We start from the raw sequence: 22,851 nt of genomic DNA, 5'->3' as shown, positions 1-22,851 counted from the left end.
TGGTGACGGGACCGCTCTTTGCGCAGCCTAGAGAGAGTCCCCCAGCGGCCGGGCGCCCGCGAGCAGTTGGCGGGTGCGTTCCTGTACGGACGGCGGGTAGTTCTCGGCGAAGGAGGCGATGTTCAGCTCGTCGTCGCGGAGGCAGTCGAACAGGACGGTCGGGCCCCGCCCGGTCTCCCTCTCCTCGTCGGAGTAGCACACCATCAGGTGCATGATGGCGGTGTCGGGCAGGACGTGGATGCCGGTGGTGGGGTGCGAGCGGGTGGCGAAGCCCCACAGCACGTCGCGCAGGTCGGTCGGGTCGATGTCATCGTCCAGGATCAGGAGCCGGGTGACCCACCACCCCCCGTGCGGGAAGGCGTCGCACGCCTCGCCGATGGCCCGGCACAGCTGCTCGGAGGAGGTGAAGCCGGTGCGTGTCCGCCAGTCACGGTCCACGGTGACGGCCATGACATGGACCGCGGTCTCCGGGATCATCCAGGACGCGGCGATCGGCAGGCCCTTCTCGCGCAGATAGTGGGTCCAGCGGGCGGAGTGGGTCAGCCCGATGAGCGTGTGGTCCTCGTCCACCGGCTTGCCCGCGCACACCACCGGCATGATCGGGTCGTCACGGTGGGTGATGGCGGTGACGGTGTACGCGGGCAGCTCCACCGACCAGTCGGGGATGTAGCCCGCGAACTCGCCCATCGGGCCTTCCGGTATCCGCTCGTCGTGGTTGATGTACCCCTCGATGACGATCTCGGCGGTGGCGGGCACCTCCAGGTCGACGGTCCGGCAGCGGACCAGCTCCACCGGCCGCCCGTAGTAGGCGCCGAGGTAGGCGGCCTCGTCCACCTCCTCCGGCAGCGACATGGTGGACACGAACGGGACGGCGGGCTCGGCGCCGAGGACCAGCGCGAAGGGGGTGCGCTCGCCGCGTTCGCGCCACATGTCGTCGATGAGGCCGATGTGCTGCGGCGAACCGGTGAAGGTGGCCATGCGGTGCGCGTCGTGCAGCATGGCCCGCGCGATGCCCCAGTTGGTCCAGCGGCGGTCGGGGCTGCGCAGCACGAAAGTGCCGATGGTGTTCACGTACCGTCCGCCGTCGCCGCGGTGCAGCAGCGGGAACGGGAAGCGGGTCAGGTCGGCGTCCGCGCCGAGCAGGACGTTCTCCTGGCAGGGCCCCGATGCCACCGTGACGGGCGGGACGGGGTCGGCGGCCTGGGCGGCGACCAGCCCGTCCAGCAGCTCCAGCGGCCGGGTGGCCGGGTCGAGCCCGAGGGAGAGCGCGACCCGGGCGTACGGGCTCTCGGGCACGCTGCTGTACGCGGCGGGCGCCGTGAGCACCCGGAAGCCGGGCGTGAACCCCCGGACGCGGGACAGCAGATGGGCCGGGGCCCGGTGCTCGGTGGCGTAGCGGGCGATGGCGCCGATCTCCAGTTCGGCGTCCACCTCGTCGTCGACGACCCGCAGGTCGTCCAGCTTGGCCAGGGCTCCCAGGTAATCGCGCAGACTGGTCAGGTGGTTCATGACTGTTCGTCCTCGCCTCGGGGTCGGGGTCGGGCGTGTTGCCGGGCGTCGCGCATCCCGTTCCAGCGGTACGCCTTGGGCGTGTCGATGCCGAACTGGTCGAGCACCCGGGTCACGGTGTGGTCGACGATGTCGTCCGCCGTGGCCGGATGCTGGTAGAAGGCGGGCATCGGCGGCAGTACCACCGAGCCCATGCGGGACAGCGCGAGCATGTTCTCCAGATGGATCTCGCTCAGCGGGGTCTCCCTGGGCACCAGCACCAGCCTGCGGCGCTCCTTCAGGGTGACGTCGGCGGCGCGGGCCACCAGGCCGTCGGCGAAGCCCATGCGGATCGCCGCGAGGGTCTTCATGCTGCACGGGACGATGACCATGCCGTCCGTGCGGAAGGAGCCCGAGGAGATGGCCGCGCCCTGGTCTTCCGGGTGGTGGGTGACGTCGGCGAGCGCGGCCACCTCGCGGACGCTCATCGAGGTCTCGTACTCGATGGTGGAGCGCGCCCAGCGGCTGATCACCAGGTGGGTTTCCACCCCGCCGTGCTCGCGCAGCCGCTCCAGCAGCCGCACGCCCAGCACGGCCCCGGTGGCGCCGGTGATGCCCACCACGATCCTGGCGGGTGCGGGGTCGTCCATCGGCAGCGCCATCACGCCTCCTGGCCGCGTCGGAGCACGAGGGCGTCCACGCGGTCGCGGTAGGTGTCGAGGAAGTGGGCGGACAGCTCGTCCACCGATTCGGCGTCGAAGAGGAGGGTCGGCGAGACGTCGTCGAAGTCCTCGCGCAGCGCGTTGGCGAGTTGCAGGACGAGGATCGAGTCCATGCCGTAGTGGATGAGCGACACCGACGGATCGACCTTCTCCGCCGGGATCTTGAGCGTGGCCGCGGCCTTCTCCCGGAGGTACGCCACCATCGTCTCGGCGCGGGCCTCGTCGGAGGGACCGGCAGGCTCGGGCTCATCGGCAGGCGCGGACGCGGTGGCCAAGGGCTGATCGGGAGCGGGGGCGGGCGCGGGCACCGGCCGCCGGGCGATGCCGTCGCTCTCGGCCGCGATGATCTGCTGCCCGAGCGCCCGGGCCTGCGGCAGTACGAGGACCACCGACGGGAACCCCTCGCCGTGCAGGACGTCCCGCCAGCTCTCGGGCGACAGGGCGGGCGAGCCGGGGATGCGCAGCGGCGCGTCCTCGAACAGCCACCAGCCCTCCAGCAGCCCGAAGGTGAGGTGGCTGAACACATCGAACGAGCACAGTTCGTTCAGCAGCAGCCAACCGCCGTCGCGCAGCGCCGACTTGGCGTTGCGCAGGGTGGTGCGGGTGTCCCGGGTGGCGTGCAGGACGTTGGCGGCGACGACGAGGTCGTAGCCGCCGACCTCGATGCCCTGCGCGGCGAGCGGCTGTTCGGCGTCGAGGCGGGCGGTGTCGAGGTACGGCACGTCCGGCCCGTACTCGCTCTGCGCGTGGTTCAGGAACGCCTTCGACAGGTCGGTGTACGTGTACGTCTCGATGTGGTCCTGGTAGGGCCGCAGCGCCGCGAACAGCCCCACGCTCGTGCCACCGGTACCGGCGCCGATCTCCAGGACGCGCAGCCGCGCGCCGGGGTCGCGGCGCAGCCGCTCGGACACGACGCCGACGGCGGCGTCCGCCATGGCGCGGTTGAAGGTGTCCGCCACGCGGTTGTTCTTGTAGCAGCCCTCCACGAGTTCGACGGAGCCGCGCGGGAACATGATGTCGGTCGGCCGGGTGCGGCCGGTCAGGATGTCCGGCAGGGCGCCGAGCGTGGCGTCGACCAGCCGCAGTTCGGCCCGCTTGTCGGGGTCGGCGGACCACTCGGCGCAGCGCTCCTTCCACTCGCGGTTCAGCGCGTCGAGCGGCGGTGCCTCGTCGGGCATCGTCCGCAGCGCGTGGTCCAGCCAGGTGGTGTAGCGGTCGAGGATGCCGCCGCGTTCCCGGAGCGCGGTGAGGTCGGCGGCGGTGTCGTAGGTCTCGCCGTCCCGTACGACGCCCATGGCCGTCAGGTGGCCGCGGGTCATGCGGCCGAGGAGGGCGTCGCGTTCGGCGCGCCAGTCGGCCACCGTGCGCAGGATCTCCTGGCTGTCGGCGAGGCCGGAGCGGGCCATCAGGGCGTCGGCGGGGATGCGGGTGGCCGGGTCGCGTTCGTAGACGGTCAGGCGGGTGGCCGGGTCGATCGGCTGAAGCGCGGCCGGGTCGGTGAGCTTGACGAAGCTGAGCTGCTGCTGCGGGCCGCCGACCAGGGTGTCGAGCGCGGCCATCCCCTCCGGCGGTTCGATGGAGAGCAGCCCCCAGCGGGCCATGCGCTCGCGGTGGAAGTCGGAGGCGACGCTGCCGATGCTGCCCCACCAGCCCCAGTTCATCACCTTCACCGGTCCCCGCCACTGCCCGGACAGGGCGTGGGCGTACGCGTCGGCGAAGGTGCAGCCGGACGCGTAGTTGCTCTGCCCGGCCGCGGTCGTGAACGACTGGATCGAGGAGAAGAAGAGAACGAAGTCGAGGTCGTCGTCGGCGAACACCGCCGCCATGGCCGCGCTCGCGTCGACCTTGGCCGCCAGGCTCGCGCGGAACGTGCCCTCGTCCATGTTGGCCAGGCTCTGGTCGCGGAGCACCAGGGCCGCCTGCACGACACCGTCGATACGCCCGTACCGGTCGATGATCTCGGCGCGGGCGCGGGCCAGCGCCGCGGGGTCCGTGGCGTCCGCGGCGAGGTAACTCACCTCGCCCCGGCCCCGGATGGCACGCAGCTTGGCGTCGATCTCCGCGTCGCGTCCGCGGCGTCCGATCCACACGACCCGCGCGCCGTAGCGCTCGGCCACATGCGCGGTCCAGGCCGCTCCCAGGCCGCCCGCACCGCCGATCACGACGTAGACGCCGCCCTCGCGGTAGCACTCGGTGCCGGTGGCCGCCGCGTCGCACGGGGCCAGTCGGCGGCCGAGCCACTGGCCCGCGCGGCGCACCCAGGTGTCGCCGTGGGAATGCGCGGGCAGCGCGGTGAGATCCGTGGGCCACTCGGTGTCGCCGTCCAGGTCGAGGCGGCGGACGGTCCAGTTCGGGTACTCCTGCCCCAGCGATCCGAAGAGGCCGTGCAGCCCGGCGTGGACGGGCCGGATCTCATCGGTGGCATGGGCCGGGACGGCGCGCCGGGTGACCAGGGTCAGGCCGAGCGGCCGGGTGTCGTGCTCCGTCCGCAGCAGCGCCTTGACCATGCGGAAGGCCGCGAGGACACCGTCCTGCTGGGCGGCGACGAGACCGGCGGCGTCGGTGGTTTCCAGCCCGGTGTCGGGTGCGATCCACACGAGGTGGCCGAGCGGTCCCGCGGCCCGCAACGCGCTGGTGACCTCGTCGGTCGACGCGTCCGGTGCGAGGCTCCACACGGTGGTGTGCGGGCTCTGTGCGCTGATGGCCGTCCGCTGTCCGGCGGTGCCGCCGACGACCAGGACGCGGTCCGCGGCGGACGGTACGGGGGCGCCGAACGCGGTGGCCGCCAGCGGCTCCCATACGGGCGCGTACAGCGACGGCACCGGCTCGGGCACGCGGCGCGAGGTGTAGCCGGTCATGGCCACGCACACCGCGCCGGTGTCGTCCACGAGATCGATGTCGAGCCTGCTGAGCGCGGTCACCGGCTGCGCGCCGTCCGCGACGCGGACGACGGCCCACATCGCCGGGGTGCACGGGGCGAAGAGTTCGAGCCGGTCGAGCGCGAAGGGGATCGCGGTGTCCCGGGGGCCCTCCCCCTCGGCCAGATGCAGCGCCATCGATGCCTGGATGGCCGAGTCCATCATGGCCGGGTGCAGGACGTACGGCCCGTCGTTCGCGTGGTCGGCCGCGTCGGGGAGGGCGAGGCGGGCGACGACGACGCCGGGGCCGACGTACGCCTCCTCGATCGCGCGCAGCGACGCGCCGTGCACGATGCCCATGCCCCGCAGCGCGTCGGCGACGCGTGCCGCGGACACCGTGGCCGGGCAGTTGGCGCGCAGGGCCGCGAGGTCGAGGGGCGCCGGGCGCGGGGTGTCCGACCGCGCGACGCGGCCTTCGCTGTGGACGGATGCCTCGGAGGTGTGGGAGGTGGCATCGAAGGAGACACCGCCGTCCCGGACCGGCCTCACCCGGACCTCGACGTCCACGGGCGCGCCCTCGACGGCGAGCGCCTGCACCCAGGTGACGTTGCGCATCCGCAGCGGGGTGGTGGCGTCGGCGCCGAGCGCATGGGCCGCGGTCGCCCGCGCCATTTCGAGGTGCGCCACCCCGGGCAGGATCCGGCGGCCGTGGACCGTGTGGTCGCGCAGATAGGACTCGTCGCCGGTCAGCGTGGCCGTGGCACGGTGGCCTCCGTCCGCGTCGGCCGAGGGCTCGGGGATCATCGGGTGGCGTACGGCGGGGACTTCGGGGGCGGTCGGCGCCGCCTCGGGCATCGTCGGCCAGTGGCGCTCGCGGGCGAACGGGTACGTCGGCAGCGGCACCCGGCGCCGCGCGCTCTCGGGGAACACCGCGGCGTAGTCGAGCGCCGCGCCCTGGACGAACAGCTCGGCGAGCAGTTCGAGATCCGTGCGGTACGCGAGCGGCGCGTCGGTGTGCTCCGTGCCGCCGGAGCAGCGGCGCAGCGTCTCCTCGCCGAGCCGGGTGCCGTCCGTGCCGTCCGCTTCACCGCCCCGCGCCACCGTCTCCCCGGTGAACGCGCGCGGCCCGCCGAGCCCTTCGTCCAGCACCCGGACCAGTTCCTCGCGGTCGCGGACGACGCAGGCGAAGCGGTGCGCGAAGTGTTCGCGCCCGGCGAGGAGCGTGTGCGCGATGTCGCCGCAGTCGAGCCCGGGTTCGCGCCGGAGGTGGGCGGCCAGCCGGGTCAGCTGCTGGGCGAGCTGGTCGCGCGAGTGTGCCGAGAGGGCGACGAGATACGCGGGCCGCGGCGCCGGAACGCGGACGGGAGCGGGCCCCTCGTCGATGACGAGATGCGCGTTGGTGCCGCTCGCGCCGAACGAGCTGACGACGGCGCGGCGCGGCATCCCCGGGGCCGTCTCCCAGCGGTGGGTGCGCGTGCTCAGGTAGAACGGGCTGCCGTCGAGCGCCACCGCCTCATTCGCGGTCTCGAAGTGCAGCGACGCGGGAATCTGTCGGTGCTTCAGTGCAAGCAGCACCTTGAAGACACCCGCGACACCCGCCGCGTGCTGGGTGTGGCCGAGGTTGGTCTTCACCGAACCCAGCGCGCAGTAGCCCGACTTGTCCGTGCCCTCGCGGAACGCCCGGGTGAGCGCCTGGAACTCGATCGGATCGCCCAGCCTGGTGCCCGTGCCGTGCGCCTCGACCAGCTGGATGTGCTCCACGTCGATGCCGTACGCGTCGTACACCTCGCGCAGCAGGCTCTCCTGGGACGCGGAGCTGGGCGCGGTGATGCCGTTGGTCGCGCCGTCGTGGTTGACGCCCGACGCGCGGATCACGCCGTGGACGTGGTCCCCGTCGGCGAGGGCGTCGTCCAGCCGCTTCAGCACCAGCGCGCCGACCGCCTCACCGGGGACGAAACCGTCGGCGCGCTGGTCGAAGGTGTGGCAGCGGCCGGTCGGCGAGAGCATCCCGGCGCGCCCGGCCAGGTCGTACAGCCGGGGTGTCGACTGGACGTACACCCCGCCCGCGAGCGCCATCGTGGTCTCGCCCGACGCCAGGTCCTTGCAGGCCAGGTCGATGGCGACGAGGGAGCTGGAGCAGGAGGTGTCCACCGCGATGGCGGGACCCTTGAGGTTCAGGAAGTAGGAGATCCGGCTGGGGATGAACGACGCCGTGTTGCCCCAGAATGCCTGGGCGGGGGCGTCCTCGCCCAGCAGCTCCTGGTAGTCGCCGTCCCAGCAGCCGACGTAGACGCCGCAGCGGACGTCGTTCATCCGGTGGCCCGCGTATCCCGCGTCTTCCAGGGCCTTCCAGGACTCTTCGAGGAGCAGCCGCTGCTGCGGATCCATGAGGGCGGCCTCGACGCCGGAGATGTTGAAGAACAGCGGATCGAACGCGTCGATGTGGTCGAGGAAACCGCCGCGTGTGCAGCGCTTCGCGCCGCCGTTCCGCGTGCTCTTCAGATCCCAGCGGGTGGCCTCGCCGACGAGGTCATGGCCCGCCGCGAGGTGTTCCCACAGGTCGGCCGGGGAGTCGGACCCGGCGAACCGGCCGCTGATCCCGACGATGGCGATCGGCGGCCGCGGGGTCGCGGGGGCGGTGCCGCTCGGAACCGGCCGGGGCTCGGTGCGGGTGACGACGGGGCGGTGGGCGCCCAGGATGTGGGCGATGAGGCGGTCCGCCGTGCTGTGGTCGTAGATGACGCTCGTCGGGAGGTCGAGCGCCAGGGTCTCGTTGAGTTCATGGACGAGGCGGACACCGAGGATGGAGTCGAGCCCGTAGTCGGCGAAGGCGTGGCCGCCCTCGACCTCGTTCTCCCGCATCGCGAGCGCCTTGCCGAGCTTGTCGCGCACCACGCGGGCCACCTGGGCGTCGGGGGATGCGTCGGCCACGGTGGCCTGTGGCACGGGCGGCGCCGGGGTTACGGACGGCACGGTGCCGCGTGGCGCGTCCGCCACCGGTACCGGATCGAGGTCCCCGATCCAGTACCGGTCCTTGGCGAACGGATACGTGGGCAGCGCGATCCGCCGCCGCGCCGCCGGTGCGTGCAGCACATGCCAGTCGGGCTCCACGCCCTCGGCCCACAGGGCCGCGAGCTTGGCCGCCTTCCCGGCCCGGGCCCAGCGCTGGACCAGCAGTTCCCGCAGGTCGTCGTCGGCGGCGAGCTCGGCGAGGGCGCCTTGCGCACGGCCCGCGGTGGCCCGGTACACGCCCGGAATCCCCTCGGCGTAGCCGCCGTCCGCGTACGCACGCAGCGCCTCGCGCAGTTCGGGCACGGATGCCGCCACCACCGCGAGCCGTTCCTTCATTGCCTCGCGCCCGACCTGGAGGGTGAAGGCGAGATCGGCCAGCCGGACGTCCTGGGTGTCGAGGAACGTGGCGAGGCGTGCGGCCGAGGTGTGCAGCTGCTCCGGCGTACGGGCCGAGAGGACGACGATGTGCTCGGCGCCGTCGGCCGCGCCCGTGGGAGGCGGCTGCTCGGTGGCGTACTCCTCCACGATCACATGCGCGTTGGAGCCGCCCGCGCCGAACGACGAGACGGACGCGATGCGTGGCCCGTCCGGCTCCCACGCGCCCAGCTCGCGCTGGACGAAGAACGGGGTCCGCTCGAAGGCGATGTTGGGGTTCGGCTCCTCGGCGTGGAGGCTCGGCGCGAGCTGTCCGTGGCGGAGCTGGAGCACGGCCTTCGTCAGCCCGGCGATGCCCGCCGCGGCCTCCAAGTGGCCGATGGACGACTTCACCGAGCCGAGCGCGCAGTACCGCGTGTCCGCCGTGTCCTCTTGGAAGGCGAGGGTCAGGCCCTTCACCTCGATCGGGTCGCCCAGCTCCGTTCCGGTGCCGTGCGCCTCGACGTAGCTCACCTCGCGGGCGGACACACCCGCGCGGGTCATCGCGTCCCGGATCAGCTCGGCCTGGGCGCCCGGGTTCGGCACGGTGTAGCCGTTGGAGCGGCCACCGTGGTTGATGCTCGTCCCGCGGATCACCGCGAGCACCCGGTCGCCGTCCGCGACGGCGCGCGAGAGCGGCTTCAGCAGGACGCAGCCAACGCCCTCACCGGGTACGAAGCCGTCGCCACCGCTGCCGAAGCTCCGGCAGTGCGCGTCGGCCGACAGCATGGTGGAGCCGCACAGTTCGATGTAGTCCCGCGGATGCAGATAGAGGTTGACGCCACCGGCGATGGCCACTTCGCACGCGCCCTGGTGCAGATGCTCGCACGCCTCGTGGATGGCGGTGAGCGACGCGGAACACATCGTGTCGAGCGTCAGGCTCGGCCCGCGCAGATCGAGAACGTACGAGGTACGGGCGCTGAGGGAGGCGAAGGAGACCACGGGGGCCGCCGTCTCCCCCGAGGGCAGCCGCGCCACGCCGTGCCGGGCGTGGCCCGTCTTGGTGACGCCCGCGAACACCCCGACCCGGCGCTGGTGGCGGCGCGCCAGCTCCTCGCGTGCGTACCCGGCGTCCTCCAGCACTTCCCACGACGCCTGGAGGAACAGGCGCTCCTGCGGATCCATGGCGTACGCGTCGCGCGGCGCGATCTGGAAGTGGAGCGGGTCGAACGCCGCGAAGTCCTCCAGGAAACCGCCCCACTTGCTGTAGCTGCGGCCGGTGGCGACGGCGGTCGCGCGGTCCGGCTCGTAGAAGCCGTCCAGCGGCCAGCGGTCGGCCGGGATCTCGCTGACGCAGTCGCGGCCCGCCTTCAGGTTCTCCCAGAAGGCGGTCAGGTTCTCGGCCCGCGGGTAGCGGCCGCTCATGCCGATGATGGCGATGGGCTCACGCGCCCCGGGCGAGGGGGCGGCCGAGAGGTCGGGCCGGCGTGCGGGGTCGGGTGGTGTCACGGTGGTCTCCACGGGGGCTGTGTCCACAGGGGCGGTGTCCTCGGGGGCCGGTGACGCATGCTCCGTCGCGAGGTGTCCGGCGACCGCGCGCAGCGTCGGGTGTTCGTAGAAGAGGGTCTTGGAGACATCGCCGTACACGGCGGAGAGCTCCTTGTTCAGCTGCACGACCATGATGGAGTCGAGTCCCGTCGCACCGATCGGCTCATCGGCGTCCACGGCATCGCGCGGAACCTTGGTGACGCGGGCGAAGAGGTCGAGGAGGTGGTGCAGCGCCTCGCGCCCGGCGCGCTGGGCGTGTCCGGCGCGCCTCGGCAGTGGCCGCAGGACGGGGGTGGTGGCGGTGTCCGGGGTGCCGGGGGTGGTGTCCGGGGTGCGGAACGTGGCCGAGTACAGCGCCTTGTCCGGGTCGCCGTGGTGCACCCACACCCGCTCCGCGCCGAGCCGCCAGGCGCGGACGAGGGCGGCGAGCCCGTCGACCGACTCCATGGGGACGAGGCCGCGGCTGTGCCAGAGGTACGCGCGCGTCGCCTCGTCCACCGCCATCCCGCCGTCCTTCCACAGCGGCCACGCGATCGACAGGGTGCGCCCGGAGCGCTCCCCGGCGGCGACGCGGGCGGTGCGGAGCGTGGCGTAGGCGTCCAGGAAGGCGTTGGCGGTGGCGTAGTCCGCCTGGCCGGGATTTCCGGTGAGGGCGGAGCCGGAGGAGAAGGTGAGGAGGAAGTCGAGCGGTTCGCCCGCGGTGGCGCGGTCGAGGTGGATGAGGCCGTCGACCTTGGGCGCGAGGACGTCTTCCCACTCCTGTGCCGTCTTCTTCGCGAGCCTGGCGTCGCGGATGACACCCGCGGAGTGCACGATGCCGTGCACCTCGCCGATGTCCTCACGGACGCGTGCGACCAGGTGACGGACCTCTTCCCAGCGCGAGATGTCGGCGCGTGCGTAGCGGGCCACGGCACCGGCGGAGCGCAGTTCGTCGAGGAGCGTGTCGATGTGGCCGTCCCTCGCCCGCCTGCCGACCAGGACGAGGGTCGGGCGCTCCACACCGTGGGCGATGTGGCGGGCGACGATGGCGCCGATGCCGCTCGCCCCGCCCGTGATGAGGTACGTGCCGCCCGCGCGCCACGGGATGCCCGCCGCCGCGTTCGGGGCCGGGACATCCCAGGTCTGGACGGTGCGTACGCCGTCGTCGTAGCGGATGACATCGCCGTCCGTACCGCGTGCGTTGTCCGCGACGGCGGTGGCCGTGGCGTCGTCCGTGGCGGCGCCGTCCAGGCCGATCACCTGGCCCATGAACCGGGGGGTTTCGAGCGCCGCCGTGCGCAGCAGGCTCGCCAGCGCCAGCTGGGTCGAGTCGTCGCCGTCCGTCGGGACCACGACCTGCACGAGGGTGGCGCCGGGGCCTTCGGCAGGCTCGGCGGCCAGTTCGCGCACCGCCTCGAAGACCTGCCGTGAGAGGTCCCTGAAGCGGCTGTCGAGGCGCTGCTTGGCCGTGGTGACGGTGTGGCAGCGGGCGCCCGGGACACGTCGCTCGACGGCGGCCCGCGCGGTGGCCGTCGCCCCGCACAGGATCACCAGGTGGCGGGCGTAGGTGTGCTCGGTGCCGGCGCCGTCGTCATCGCCCGGGGACGCGGGCTGCGGGGTCCACATCGGGACGAGCAGGGTCGTCCCGATGACGGGCAGGAGGCTCTGCGCCGAGGTGTCGGTGTCGGTGTCGTCCTCGGAGGGCTTGTTGCCGGGGGCTTCGGTGCCGGGGATCCAGTAGCGCTCGCGGGCGAAGGGGTACGTGGGCAGGCGGGCGCGGAGCGGGGTGTCCGCCCCGTACAGCGTGCGCCACTCGACGGTGTCGCCCTCGGTCCAGCGGGTGAGCAACCCACCGAGGTCACCGCCCGGCGCGCCGCCGCGCTCACCGTTCTCCACGAACACCCTTAGCCTGTCGGCGAGTTCCTCCCGCGAGGCCACCACCCAGCCGGCGCGCCGCTCCATCGCCTCGCGCCCGGTTTGCAGCGTCCAGGCGATGGAGGGCAGTGCGTCCGACCGGCCGGGGTCGCCGAGGTGCGCGAGGAGCCGGCCCGCGACCTGCCGGAGCTGTTCGTCCGTACGGGCCGAGATCGGGACGATGACGCGCGCGCCCTCCTCCGACGGTCCGCCATCGCCGCGTGTGACGGCCTTCGGCACGTACTCCTCCACCACCACATGGCAGTTGGAGCCGCCGAAGCCGAAGCTGCTGACGCCCGCGCGGCGCGGCGCGGCCACGGGGCGCGGCCACGGCTCGTTCTCGCGCACGATGTGGAAGGGGCCGTCGTCCAGCTGGATGAACGGGTTGATCTCCGCGCAGTGGCGGGTTGCCGGGAGCACTCCGTGGCGCAGGGACAGGATCACCTTCAGCAGCCCGGCGATGCCCGCGGCGGCCTCCAGATGGCCGATGTTCGACTTCACGGATCCGAGTCCGCAGGTGGCCGAATCGCCGCCGCCCGCCCGCCGGAACGCGGACTGCAGCGCCCGCACCTCGACGGGATCGCCGAGCGCGGTCCCGGTGCCGTGCGTCTCGACGTAGCCGATGGTGTCCGGGTCGAGGCCGCCCAGCGCGGCCGTCACCAGCTCGGTCTGGGCATCGGCGTTGGGCGCGGTGAGCGAGTTGGCCCGGCCGCCGTGGTTCTCGGCGCTGCCGCGCAGCACCGCGAGGATCGCGTCGCCGTCGCGTTCCGCGGCGGCCAGGGGCTTGAGGACGACGGCGCCGACGCCCTCGCCGCGTACGTAGCCGTCCGCGTCCCGGGCGAAGGTCTTGCACCGGCCGTCCGGGCTGAGCATGCCCGCGCGCTGCGCGCTCACGAACGTGTCGACGCTGAGCAGCAGGTTCACCCCGCCCGCTATCGCCACGTCGCACACGCCGGTGCGCAGGGCGTCGAGGGCGCGGTGGACCGCGATGAGCGAACTGGAGCAGGCGGTGTCGACCGGCTGGCTCGGACCGCGGATGTCAAGCACGTACGACACGCGGTTGACCAGCATCGAGTGCGCGTTGCCGGTGGAGGTGAACGCGTCCGGCTGCACGCCGTACGTGGTGAGCAGCGTGGCGTAGTCCGTCCCCGACACGCCCAGGAACAGCCCGGTGTTACGGGGGAGGTCCGCGCGGGTGTGCCCGCTGTCCTCCAGTGCGCCCCACACCGTTTCGAGGGCCAGCCGGTGCTGCGGGTCCATCAGCTCGGCCTCGCGCGGGTAGATCCGGAAGAACCCGGCGTCGAACGCGTCCACGTCGTCGAGAACGCCCGCGTGGCGCGGGAAGTCGGCCTCGTCCACGACGCGTTGGTAGGTCGCGTCGTAGCGGTGGGCCGGGAACTCCGCGACCGAGTCCTTGCCCTCGATGAGGTTCGCCCAGTACGTGTCGAGGTCGGGCGCGCCGGGGAAGCGTCCCGCCGCGCCGATGACGGCGATGGGTACGGGGCCGTCGTCTTCGCCGGACGGGACGGGGGTCGCCGCCTCGGATCGGGGCTGCTGTGCGGCGTGTGATGGCTTTGGCGTTTCGTGTGCCGCGCGGACCGGCTCCTCGTACTCGGCGGCGAGGTGGCGGCCCAGCGCGTCGAAGGTGCGGACGTCGAAGAAGACCGCCGGGCTGACGTCGATGCCGAACCGGTCGTGGATGCGCTTGGAGAAGGTGACCAGCGAGATCGAGTCGAAGCCGAAGGCGTCGAAGCCCGTGTGCACGTCCAGTTCGTCGGCGTCGAACTTGAGGATGTCCGAGGCCATGCCACGCAGTTCGTCCACCACGAAGGCGACGGTCCCGCCGTTGCTCGGTGTGTCGCGCCGGGGTGCCTCGTGCTGGGGTGCCTCGTGCCGGGGTGTGTCCTGCCCGGGTGTGTCGTGGTCCCCGTAGCGCACGCCCGTCAGCTCCATCGCGACCTCGCCGCCCGCCCCGAGCAGCGTGACGCTCCCGGCCAGGGCGCCCGCTTCGGCGGCCAGGTCGAGCACGGCGTACGCCACCTCCGGGGCAGCGGCGTGCAGGCGGACGTCGGCGGTGTGCCGCCAGGTCTGCCGCTCCCAGTGCGGCATCCCCGCGCTCTTCGCCACGAGGTGCGCGCCCTGGTCGAGGGCCGCGAGAACGTGCGGGGGCAGGGTGACGTGGGGCTTGGTGTGATCCCGCTGAAGCTCGGGCGCGGTGACCGCGAGCACCAGCCGTCCGTCCCGCAGCCAGCTCGCGCTGTCGATCCCGCACAGCATGGGCTCGTAGTCGAGCCCGCCCTCGGCGAGTTCGGCCAGCGTCTGCGGCTGGTCGAGGGTGCGTACGGCGTCGAAGCGGACAGCTGCGCGGGGCGGCACCGGGCCCGGCGTGCCGTCCGTGGTGAGGTCGAATTCGATGACCGGTGTACGCGTCCCCGACGCGTCCTCGGTGAAGACCGCTCCCCGAGCCGCCTCGGGGCGTGTCGTGTCCAACGTGGTGATCAGGCGCTCGGTGGCGGTCCACTCGATGGCCCCGACGACGCGGAAGTCCCGTACCCGCGAGGTCTGGAATCCGGAGATGCGTGCGGTGGCGAGCGCTACATCCAAGGCGAACGCCGGGACGATGTCCCGTTCCCCGCTTCGCTGGAATCCGTAGTCGAGCAGGTCGTCGAGGTGGACGTCGAGGGTGTAGCGCAGCCCGTCGACATCGGATTCGTTGCGGCCCAGGAACGGGTGGAGCTTGTCGCGCAGGGCGAGCGGGGCGAGCACGCTCGGCGCGCCGGGCTCCGGGGTCACCCAGCACGACACGCGGTCGAAGGGGTAGGCGGGGAGCGAGACACGCCGCAGCCGGCGCGGGTCGCCGAGCCGCGCCCAGTCGACCCGCTTGCCGCCCGCCCAGACCGTGCCGAGGTCGCGCGCGGCCGCCGCTCGCGGGTCGTCGCAGCTCAGCGCGGTGGTGAGGTCGCGGTCGCCCGCCAGATAGCGGTCGATGGCCTCGATGGCGCCGTGCGTGTCGGAGGCGAAGAAGGCCCACCGCCGCGGGAGTTCGTTCTTGCCCACGCGCAGCGTGAACGCGATCGACGGCAGCTCGGACTCGTCCGCCTCGGTCAGATACGCGCGGAAGCGGGCGAGGGAGGTGTCCAGCGCGGCGTCGGTCATCGCCGAGAAGACGAACAACTCGTCGCGTCCGTCGCGGACATCGTGCGCGTCGCCGGTCCGTCCCGCGTACTCCTCCAGGATGATGTGCGAGTTCATCCCGCCCGCGCCGATCGAGGTGATTCCGGCGCGCCGGGGCTGGGTGACGACACGCCCGTCGGCCTCCCTGACCGCGACCGGATCCCAGGGGGCGAGTGCGCGCTGCACGCGGAAGGGCGTCCCGCTGAAGTCGATGTCCGGGTTGAGTTCGTCGCTGTGCAGCGAGGGCGCCAGCTTGCCCTTGCGGAGCTGCAGGATCACCTTCGCGAAGCCGATCATTCCGGCCGCGTGCAGCAGATGCCCCAGGTTGGACTTGGCCGAGCCGAGGGCGCAGAACTGGGTGTCCTCGGTGTGCTTGCGGAACGCGTCGGTGAGCGCCTTGACCTCGATCGGGTCGCCCAGCGACGTACCCGAGCCGTGCCCCTCGACGTAGCTGATCGTCCGCGGGTCCACGCCCGCGTCGTCGATCGCCTTCTCGACCGCCCGCGTCTGCGCTTGGGGGCTGGGCACGGTGAAGCCGTTGCGTACGCCCGCGTTCGTGAGCGCGGTGCCCTTGATGACCGCGTACACCTGGTCGCCGTCGCGCTCGGCCTCGACCAGCGGCTTGAGGACGACGGCCCCCACGCCCTCCCCCAGGATCGTCCCGTCCGCGCCGAGCCCGAAGCTGCGGATCACATCGGAGGTCGCGGTGGTGAAGTGTTCCTGCGAGGAGGAGATGAGGTTGTACGGGTGGAGGAGAAGGTTCACCCCACCGGCCACGACCATCTTGCACTCACGGGCGCGCAGCATCTGCACGGCCTGGTGTACGCAGGCCGAGGACCCGGAGCACATGGTGTCGAGGAAGATCGACGGCCCGGTGAGCCCGTAGAAGTACGAGAGCATGTTGGGGAGCGTGCCGGTGTAGCTGCCGCTGGCCGAGGAACCCCGGGTCAGGCTGTTCTGGAAGCCGTAGAGGCCGTAGTGGTTGCTCATCGCCCCGACGAGCACACCGACGTCGCCCTCGTACTGCCGCTGAATGGTTTCCCGCGAATACCCCGCGTCCTCCAGCGCCTCCACCCCGGTCCGCAGGAACAGCCGGACCTCCGGCGACATGTGCTCGGCGTCGCGCTTGGAGACACGGAAGTAGCGGGGGTCGAAGGCGTCGATGCCGCGCAGGAACGTGCCCGTGCGGATGGAGCTCTTGCCGAGGACGGCACGGTCGCGGCTGTAGATCGCGTCGTGGTCCCAGCGGTCGCGCGGGACCTCTTCGAAGGCGTGCCGCCCCTCTTCGAGCAGCGACCACAGCTCGTCCATGGTGTCGGCGCCGGGGTAGGTTCCGGAGATGCCGATGATGGCGATGTCGTGGTAGTCGTCCTCTTCCCGGCGCGGGTGCGACGCGGAAGCCTCGGCCACCACGGCCGTGGAGACGGCCTCGGTCGAAGTTTCCGTGGGCGCTTCGACGGGGGCCTCCCCGCCCAGGATCGTGTCCAGCGTCGCGCGGTGCGAGGCGAGGAAGTAGCCCGCGACGCCTTCGATGGTGACGTACTCGAAGAAGACCGTCTTCGGCAGCGGGCCGAAGAGCTCTTCGAGGCGCGCGGTGGTCTCCAGGATGGCGAGCGAGTCGATGCCGTACTCGACCAGGTTGACGGTGGTGTCCATCGCGTCGGGGTCGTGGTGCAGCACCTCGCCGAGGATGCGCTTCAGCAGCGCCTCGGTCGGCTCCGTCAGATCGCCACTGGTCGTGACGGGCGGGGGCGCGGCGGGGGCGGCCGGTCGCTCGTCGCGGCGCGCGAGCGAGAGCGTGGGGTCCGCGCCGTACGCGACGACGACATGCCCGGGCGCGTCGCCCAGCACGCGGCCGAACACGCGCAGTCCGTCCTCCGTCGGCAGTGGTTCCCAGCCGCGCTGTGTGCGCATCGCTTCGCGGGTCACGGCGTCGGCCGTCATCCCGCCGTCCGCCCACAGCGGCCAGCTGACGGCGACGGTCCGCCCGGTCCGCTCCCCGACGTCCACCAGCGCCTGCCGATGGTGCGCGAAGGCGTCCAGAAAGGCGTTCGCCGCCGCGTAGTCGGCCTGTCCGGAGTTGCCGTACACCCCGGCGACGGACGAGAAGACGGCGAAGAAGTCGAGCGCGAGGTCGCGCGTGGCGGCGTCGAGGTTCACCGCGCCGCGCACCTTCGGCTCCAGTACGGCGGGCAGCTCGGCCGCGTCCTTGGTGAGCAGGTAGCCGTCCCGCAACACTCCTGCGGCGTGCACGATCCCGTCGAGCGAGCCGTGGTCGCGGGTGATGGCGCGGACGGCCTGCTCCACGTCCTCCCTGCGGCCGACGTCGACGGCCCGGTAGTGCGCGTCCACGCCCGCGGCCCGCAGTTCGTGCAGGGCCGCGTCGCTCGCGGCCCCGGCCGCCGACCGGCCGCTCAGGACGACGGTCACCCGGCCGGAGCGCGCGAGGTACCGCGCGAAGTGCCGTCCGAGCCCGCCGAGTCCGCCCGTCAGCCAGTACACCCCGCCGTCCTTGAGCGGCGGTGCCTGCGGCCCCTCGCCCAGCTCGACGTCCACGGGCCGCCACTCCTGGCGGGTGCCGTCGTCGGCGTACCGGACCTCGCCGACACCCACGGGGGCGGCGGCTTCGGCGGCCATGACGGCGGCGACACGCTCGGGGGCGGCCGTGTCGAGCCCGGCGATACGTACGACACGCCCGGAGACCAGGGGGTTCTCGGTGGCGGCGGTCTGGAGAAGACCGGCGAGCGGGGCGTGGAAGTGGCGGGGTACGCGGTCGTCGACGAGGACGAGGACGCGGTGTGCGTGCTGGGGACGCGACCGCATCAGCTCCTGAACGCGGGCGAAGACGACGCCCAGGGCGGCGTCGATGCCGTCGGCGACGCGAACGCGGGTGACGTCGGGCAGGCGCGTGAGCAAGCCGTCGGCCACGCGCGCGGCCGGGCTGTCCCCGACGACGAAGCCGTGCACGGTCGTCCCCTGCCCGGCGGGGCCGCCTTCGCTCTGGCCCGACGCCGTCACCAGCGGGGTGTCCACCCATCGGCAGGTGGCCGTGACGACACGGCCCTCGCCGGGGGCGGCCGAGCGTGCCGCGCCCGGCGTCTGCGCGCTGTCGGGCGCGACAGGGGCCCGGCGCTGGACCAGGCCGCGCAGCCGTACGGCGACGGCGCCCTCCGCGTCGCACAGGTCGATGTCGAACGTGTCCAAGGCCCCGCCACCGGCGCGGCGCCGGACCCACGCCCAGGTGTCCTCCGGGCAGGGGCGGTGGACCTCCACGGCCTCCACGGCGAACGGGAGCGCCGGGCCCTGAGGCCGTACGCCACCGCCGCCCGCCTCCCGCAGCAACAGCACCGATCCCTGAAACGCCGCGTCCAGGACGCTCGGCGGCAGGACGAGGTCCGTCGCCGCGCCCGACGGGGCGATGCGGGCGACGAGTTCGTCCGTGCCGACGTGGATCTCGGCCAGGCCGCGCATCGCGGCGCCGTACTCCAACCCCTGGTCATGAAAGGCGGCGTAGACGTCGTCAGGGGCGCGCCGCGTGGGGCACGCCGTGCGCCGCGCCGCCAGATCGACCGGCTCCGGCGTGTCGAGCGCGCCCACCTCGGCGGTGCCACGGCTGTGCATCACGTACGCCGGGTCCTGGGGGGACGCGCCCGTGTAGAGCTGGTAGCCGAAGCTGCGCCCATCCCCCGCGGCGAGGCCCACATGGACGTCGAGCGACGGGCCGTCCGCCACCACGGGGCGCAGGAAGGTGACATCGCGCAGCCGAAGGCCCGTCGCCGCCCCGGCTCCCGCGGCCTGCGCCACCGCCGCTCGGGCCATCTCCAGATGGGCGGCGGCGGGCAGCACCCGGGCGCCCCGCACCTGGTGTGCGGCGAGGAAGGGCTCATCTCCGGTGAACGTGGCGCTGTAGCGCTGCTCGCGCGCATCGGAGGTGTTCCGCCGGACGAGCGAAGCAGGCGGCTGCGGCGCACCGCCGTCACCCTCCGCCGACGCCTCACCGGCCCGGAACCAGTGGCGCTCGCGCGCGAACGGGTACGTGGGAAGCCGTACGCGCCGCCCGTCCCCGTACCCGCCACGCACCGCGGCCACGTCGACCGTCTCCGTCTCGCCCTCGGCCCAGCGCGCCGCCGCGCGCAGCAGCTCGGGCGTGTCGTGGGCATCCCCGTGCACGGCCGGCTCGGCGAGTGCGCCGTCCACGAACGCGGCGAGCGACGCGCCGAGTTCGGACAGGCTCGCGACGACGAACGCGACACGCGCGGCCATCGGCTCGCGGCCGGTCCGCAGCGTGTAGGCGATGTCGGCGAGCCGCCGCGCCGCGCCGTCACCGGTGTGCGGGGTGCGCAGATGCGCCAGCAGCTCCCGGGCGACGTCGCGCAGCTGGTCGGGCGTCCGGGCGGAGAGCGGCACGACTTCCGGGGCCGCTACGTGGTCGACACGCTCGTGCTCGTCGTCGGTTACGCCTACGTACTCCTCCAGGACCACATGGGCGTTCGTACCGCCGAAGCCGAACGAGCTGACGCCCGCCCGCAGCGGCCCGTCCTGCCGGTCCGGATCGCCCCAGGGCTGGGTGTCGCCCACGATGAAGAAGGGGCTGCCGTCCAGCTTGATGAGCTTGTTCCGCGTCTCGAACCCGGCGGTGGCGGGCAGCGTCCGGCCCGCCAGGGAGGCGATCACCTTGGCCATTCCGGCGACGCCCGCGGCGCCTTCCAGATGTCCGATGTTGCTCTTGACCGAGCCGACTCCGCAAGTCGCCGGGAGCGCCTCGGTGCCCTGCGCCGCATGCAGGTTCTGGAACGCCCGCTTGAGCGCGATGATCTCGATCGGGTCGCCGACCGGGGTACCGGGCCCGTGCGCCTCGATATACGTGACGGTCTCCGGGCGGATTCCGGCGCGGGTGTACAGCCCCTCGATCAGCTGCGCCTGCGCGACGGGGTTGGTGACAGTGAGGGAGCTGGTCCGGCCGCCGTGGTTGGTCGCGATGCCCTTGATCACGGCGTGGACGGGATCCCCGTCCTCGACGGCCCGGGCGAGGGGCTTCAGCAGCAGGACGGCGCCGCCCTCGCCGCGCACATAGCCGTCCGCGTTCTGGTCGAAGGCGCGGCTGCGGCCGGTGCGGGAGAGCATCCCGGCCTGGCTGAAGGCGACGAAGTGCTTGGGCGACCAGCACAGGTTGACGCCCCCGGCGAGGGCGAGCCCGCATTCGCCGCGCTGGAGGGCGGACACGGCCTCGTACACGGACACCAGCGAGCTGGAGCAGGCGGTGTCGTTGGTGATGCTCGGGCCCTGGAAGTCGAAGAAGTAGGAGACCCGGTTGGAGATGATGGAATAGGCGGTGCCGGTGGGGAAATAGGCGTCGGTCTTCGCGCGGTCGCGTTCCATCAGCTCCGCGTAATCCGCGTGGCACACGCCCATGAAGACGCCGGTACTGGTCCCGGCGAACTCGCTCGCCCGGTATCCGGCGTCCTCGATGGCCTTCCAGGCGAGTTCGAGCGCGAACCGCTGCTGCGGGTCCATGCTCTCCGCCTCGCGCGGGGAGATGCGGAAGAAGGCGGCGTCGAAGCAGTCGGCGTTGTCGAGGAAGCCGCCCCAGACGCTGCTGGTCTTTTCGGCACCGCGCCTCGGGTCGCCGAAGTAGCGCTCCTTCGACCACCGCTCGGGCGGCACCTCGGAGATGAGCGAGCGGCCCGCGGTCAGATGCCCGAACAGCTCGTCGAGGGTGTCGGCGCCGGGAAGCCGCAGCGCGAGCCCGATAACGGCGATGTCATCGGCAACGGGGTTCGGCGTGGCAGAAATCGGCTTGGCGGCGGAATTCATCGCGTACCTCCGACGGACAGCCGGGACAGACGGTGGTCGACAACGGTCCGTATCTCCATGCGCGCATCGGGCTCCGCGCCCCCACGGTCCTCCGTGTTCCGCACGTACTGGTGATGGAGGACCGCGGTGGAGAGCAGATAGACGAACGCCTGATCCTCTTTGGTGCTGATCTCGGGATCGGGCGTCGACATGACCTTGTTGACGAGCTTGCGCGCGAAAACCGGGTCGACGCAGTCGAGATGGGCGAGTTCGGCGTCGGAGAGCAGCAGTTCCATGTACTCGGGGCGCCGGTCCTTGAACGCGGCGGCACCCGGTGCGCGATACGGCTGTTTGGGCCGGGTGAGGCTGGATTGGGGCAGTTCGCCGCGGAACGCCTTCTTGAGGATGGCCTTCTCCTGGAATCCGTCGTCGTACTGGAGGTTCACGGACGCGGCCGCCCGCACCACGGCCGGGTCGAGGAACGGGCAGCGGTTCTCCACGCTGTGCGCGAGGCTCATCCGCTCGCCCTGGGTGGACAGCAGATAACCCGCGAGGAGGGTCTTGTATTCGAGCCACTGCGCCTTCTGGGTCGGCGACAGCGCGTCGTAGCCGGGGGTGGACCCGACGAGATCGAGGACGTCCCCGAACGGCTCGTCGCGCTCCTTGAGCAGCCGCACCGCGAACCGCCCGTTCTGGTAGCGGAGTTCGTGCGAGAAGAGCCCCTGCAGCCGCTCGGTGGAGAACTGGCTGAAGAGTCCGGTCAGATGCTTCCGGTGACCGGGTCCGAAATGGCCGAGTTCGGGGTAGAGGCCGCCGAGCTTGGCCGCCTTCTCCTCGTCCGACAGCTCGTGCCACGACGTACGCAGCAGGGTCTCGCGGAACAGCGAATAGCCGAGGAACGCCTCATCGGCCCCCTCGCCGCTCAGAATCACCTTGATCCCGGCATCCCGCACATGGCGCGACAGCAGATACATCGGAACGAACGCGGTGCGGAACGCGGGGACTTCGGCGTGATAGACCGCCGAGGGGAAGTTCTCCACGATGTCGGCGCTCGATATGGCGAGCGACGAGTGGAGCGTCCCGAGGTGCGAGGCGACGCTGCGCTGACTGCCCGACTCGTCGAAGGTCTTGTCCTCGAACTCGACCGAGAAGGTGCGCACCTGGTTGCGGGAGAGGTCGGTGGCGAGCTTGGTGACGATGGACGAGTCGAGCCCGCCGCTCAGGTAGACGCCGACCTCGACATCGCTGCGCAGCCGCAGCTCGACGCTTCTGCGCAGCTCCTCGCGGACGAAGGCGGCCGCGTCCTCCTCGGTTCCGGTGAACGGCGGCGCGTCGACGCGGAGCTGTTCGTATGTGCTCAGCGTGCGCCGCTCCCCGCGGAGGGCGAGGAGGCCGCCCGGCGGGATCTGGCGGATGTCCCGGAACGGGGTGCGGTCGGGCAGCGGCGTCCAGACGGCGAAGATCGACGCCAGCTCCCGGGGGTCCAGCTCGAAGCGGAAGCCGGGGAACGCGCGGAACGCCTTCATCTCGGACGCGAAGAGGAACGCGTCGGGGCGGTCGGCGTAGAAGAGCGGGCGCTTGCCGTACCGGTCGCGGGCGAGGAAGAGTTCGCCCGTGGCCGCGTCCCGGACGGCCAGGCCGAAGGCGCCGTTGAAGCGGGTGAGGCAGGCCGGTCCCCACTGGATCCACGCCTGCAGCACGACCTCGGTGTCGGAGTGGGTGCGGAACCTCCGGCCGAGCCCGCGTAACTCGTCGCGCAGCTCGATGTGGTTGTACAGCTCGCCGTTGAAGCAGATCCAGTACCGCCCCGAGCGGTCCGACATCGGCTGTGAGCCCGCCGCGATATCGATGATCGACAGGCGGACGGCCCCCATCGCGATGCCGTCGTCGAGGTAGTACCCCGCCTCGTCCGGACCGCGGTGGTGAATGAGTGACAGCATCGAGGTGATGACCTGGGGGGCGGCATCACCCTGGAGTTCAGCGGAAAGGAAACCGGCAAGTCCGCACAT

Annotated in this window: 4 protein-coding genes; all 4 read right to left on the bottom strand. The window is 72.3% G+C overall.

Annotated elements, in window-relative coordinates:
- Positions 1-27 precede the first annotated feature (27 nt).
- Genes ACZ59A_RS20985 through asnB form a run of 4 tightly spaced genes read right to left on the bottom strand, consistent with a single transcriptional unit; the run spans position 28 to position 22,851 of the window.
- Complete coding sequence (locus tag ACZ59A_RS20985) at positions 28-1,509, bottom strand: UbiD family decarboxylase (RefSeq protein WP_470960588.1); 1,482 nt, start codon at positions 1,507-1,509, stop codon at positions 28-30.
- Positions 1,506-2,150 (bottom strand): non-oxidative hydroxyarylic acid decarboxylases subunit B, encoded by a 645-nt coding sequence (locus ACZ59A_RS20980; protein WP_470960587.1) that lies wholly within the window; start codon positions 2,148-2,150, stop codon positions 1,506-1,508. The genes ACZ59A_RS20985 and ACZ59A_RS20980 overlap by 4 nt, the downstream gene beginning before the upstream one ends.
- Positions 2,150-20,863 carry an SDR family NAD(P)-dependent oxidoreductase gene (locus ACZ59A_RS20975; RefSeq protein ID WP_470960586.1) on the bottom strand — a complete coding sequence of 6,238 codons (18,714 nt, stop codon included), beginning with the start codon at positions 20,861-20,863 and terminating at the stop codon, positions 2,150-2,152. The genes ACZ59A_RS20980 and ACZ59A_RS20975 overlap by 1 nt, the downstream gene beginning before the upstream one ends.
- Positions 20,860-22,851: an asparagine synthase (glutamine-hydrolyzing) gene (gene asnB / locus ACZ59A_RS20970; RefSeq protein ID WP_470960585.1), complete on the bottom strand. Its 1,992-nt coding sequence runs from the start codon at positions 22,849-22,851 to the stop codon at positions 20,860-20,862. The genes ACZ59A_RS20975 and asnB overlap by 4 nt, the downstream gene beginning before the upstream one ends.

The sequence above is a fragment of the Streptomyces sp. NPDC040405 genome, from assembly GCF_055595765.1.
Note: the sequence above shows the minus strand (reverse complement) of the source record. Positions and strands in the feature narration are given on the sequence as shown.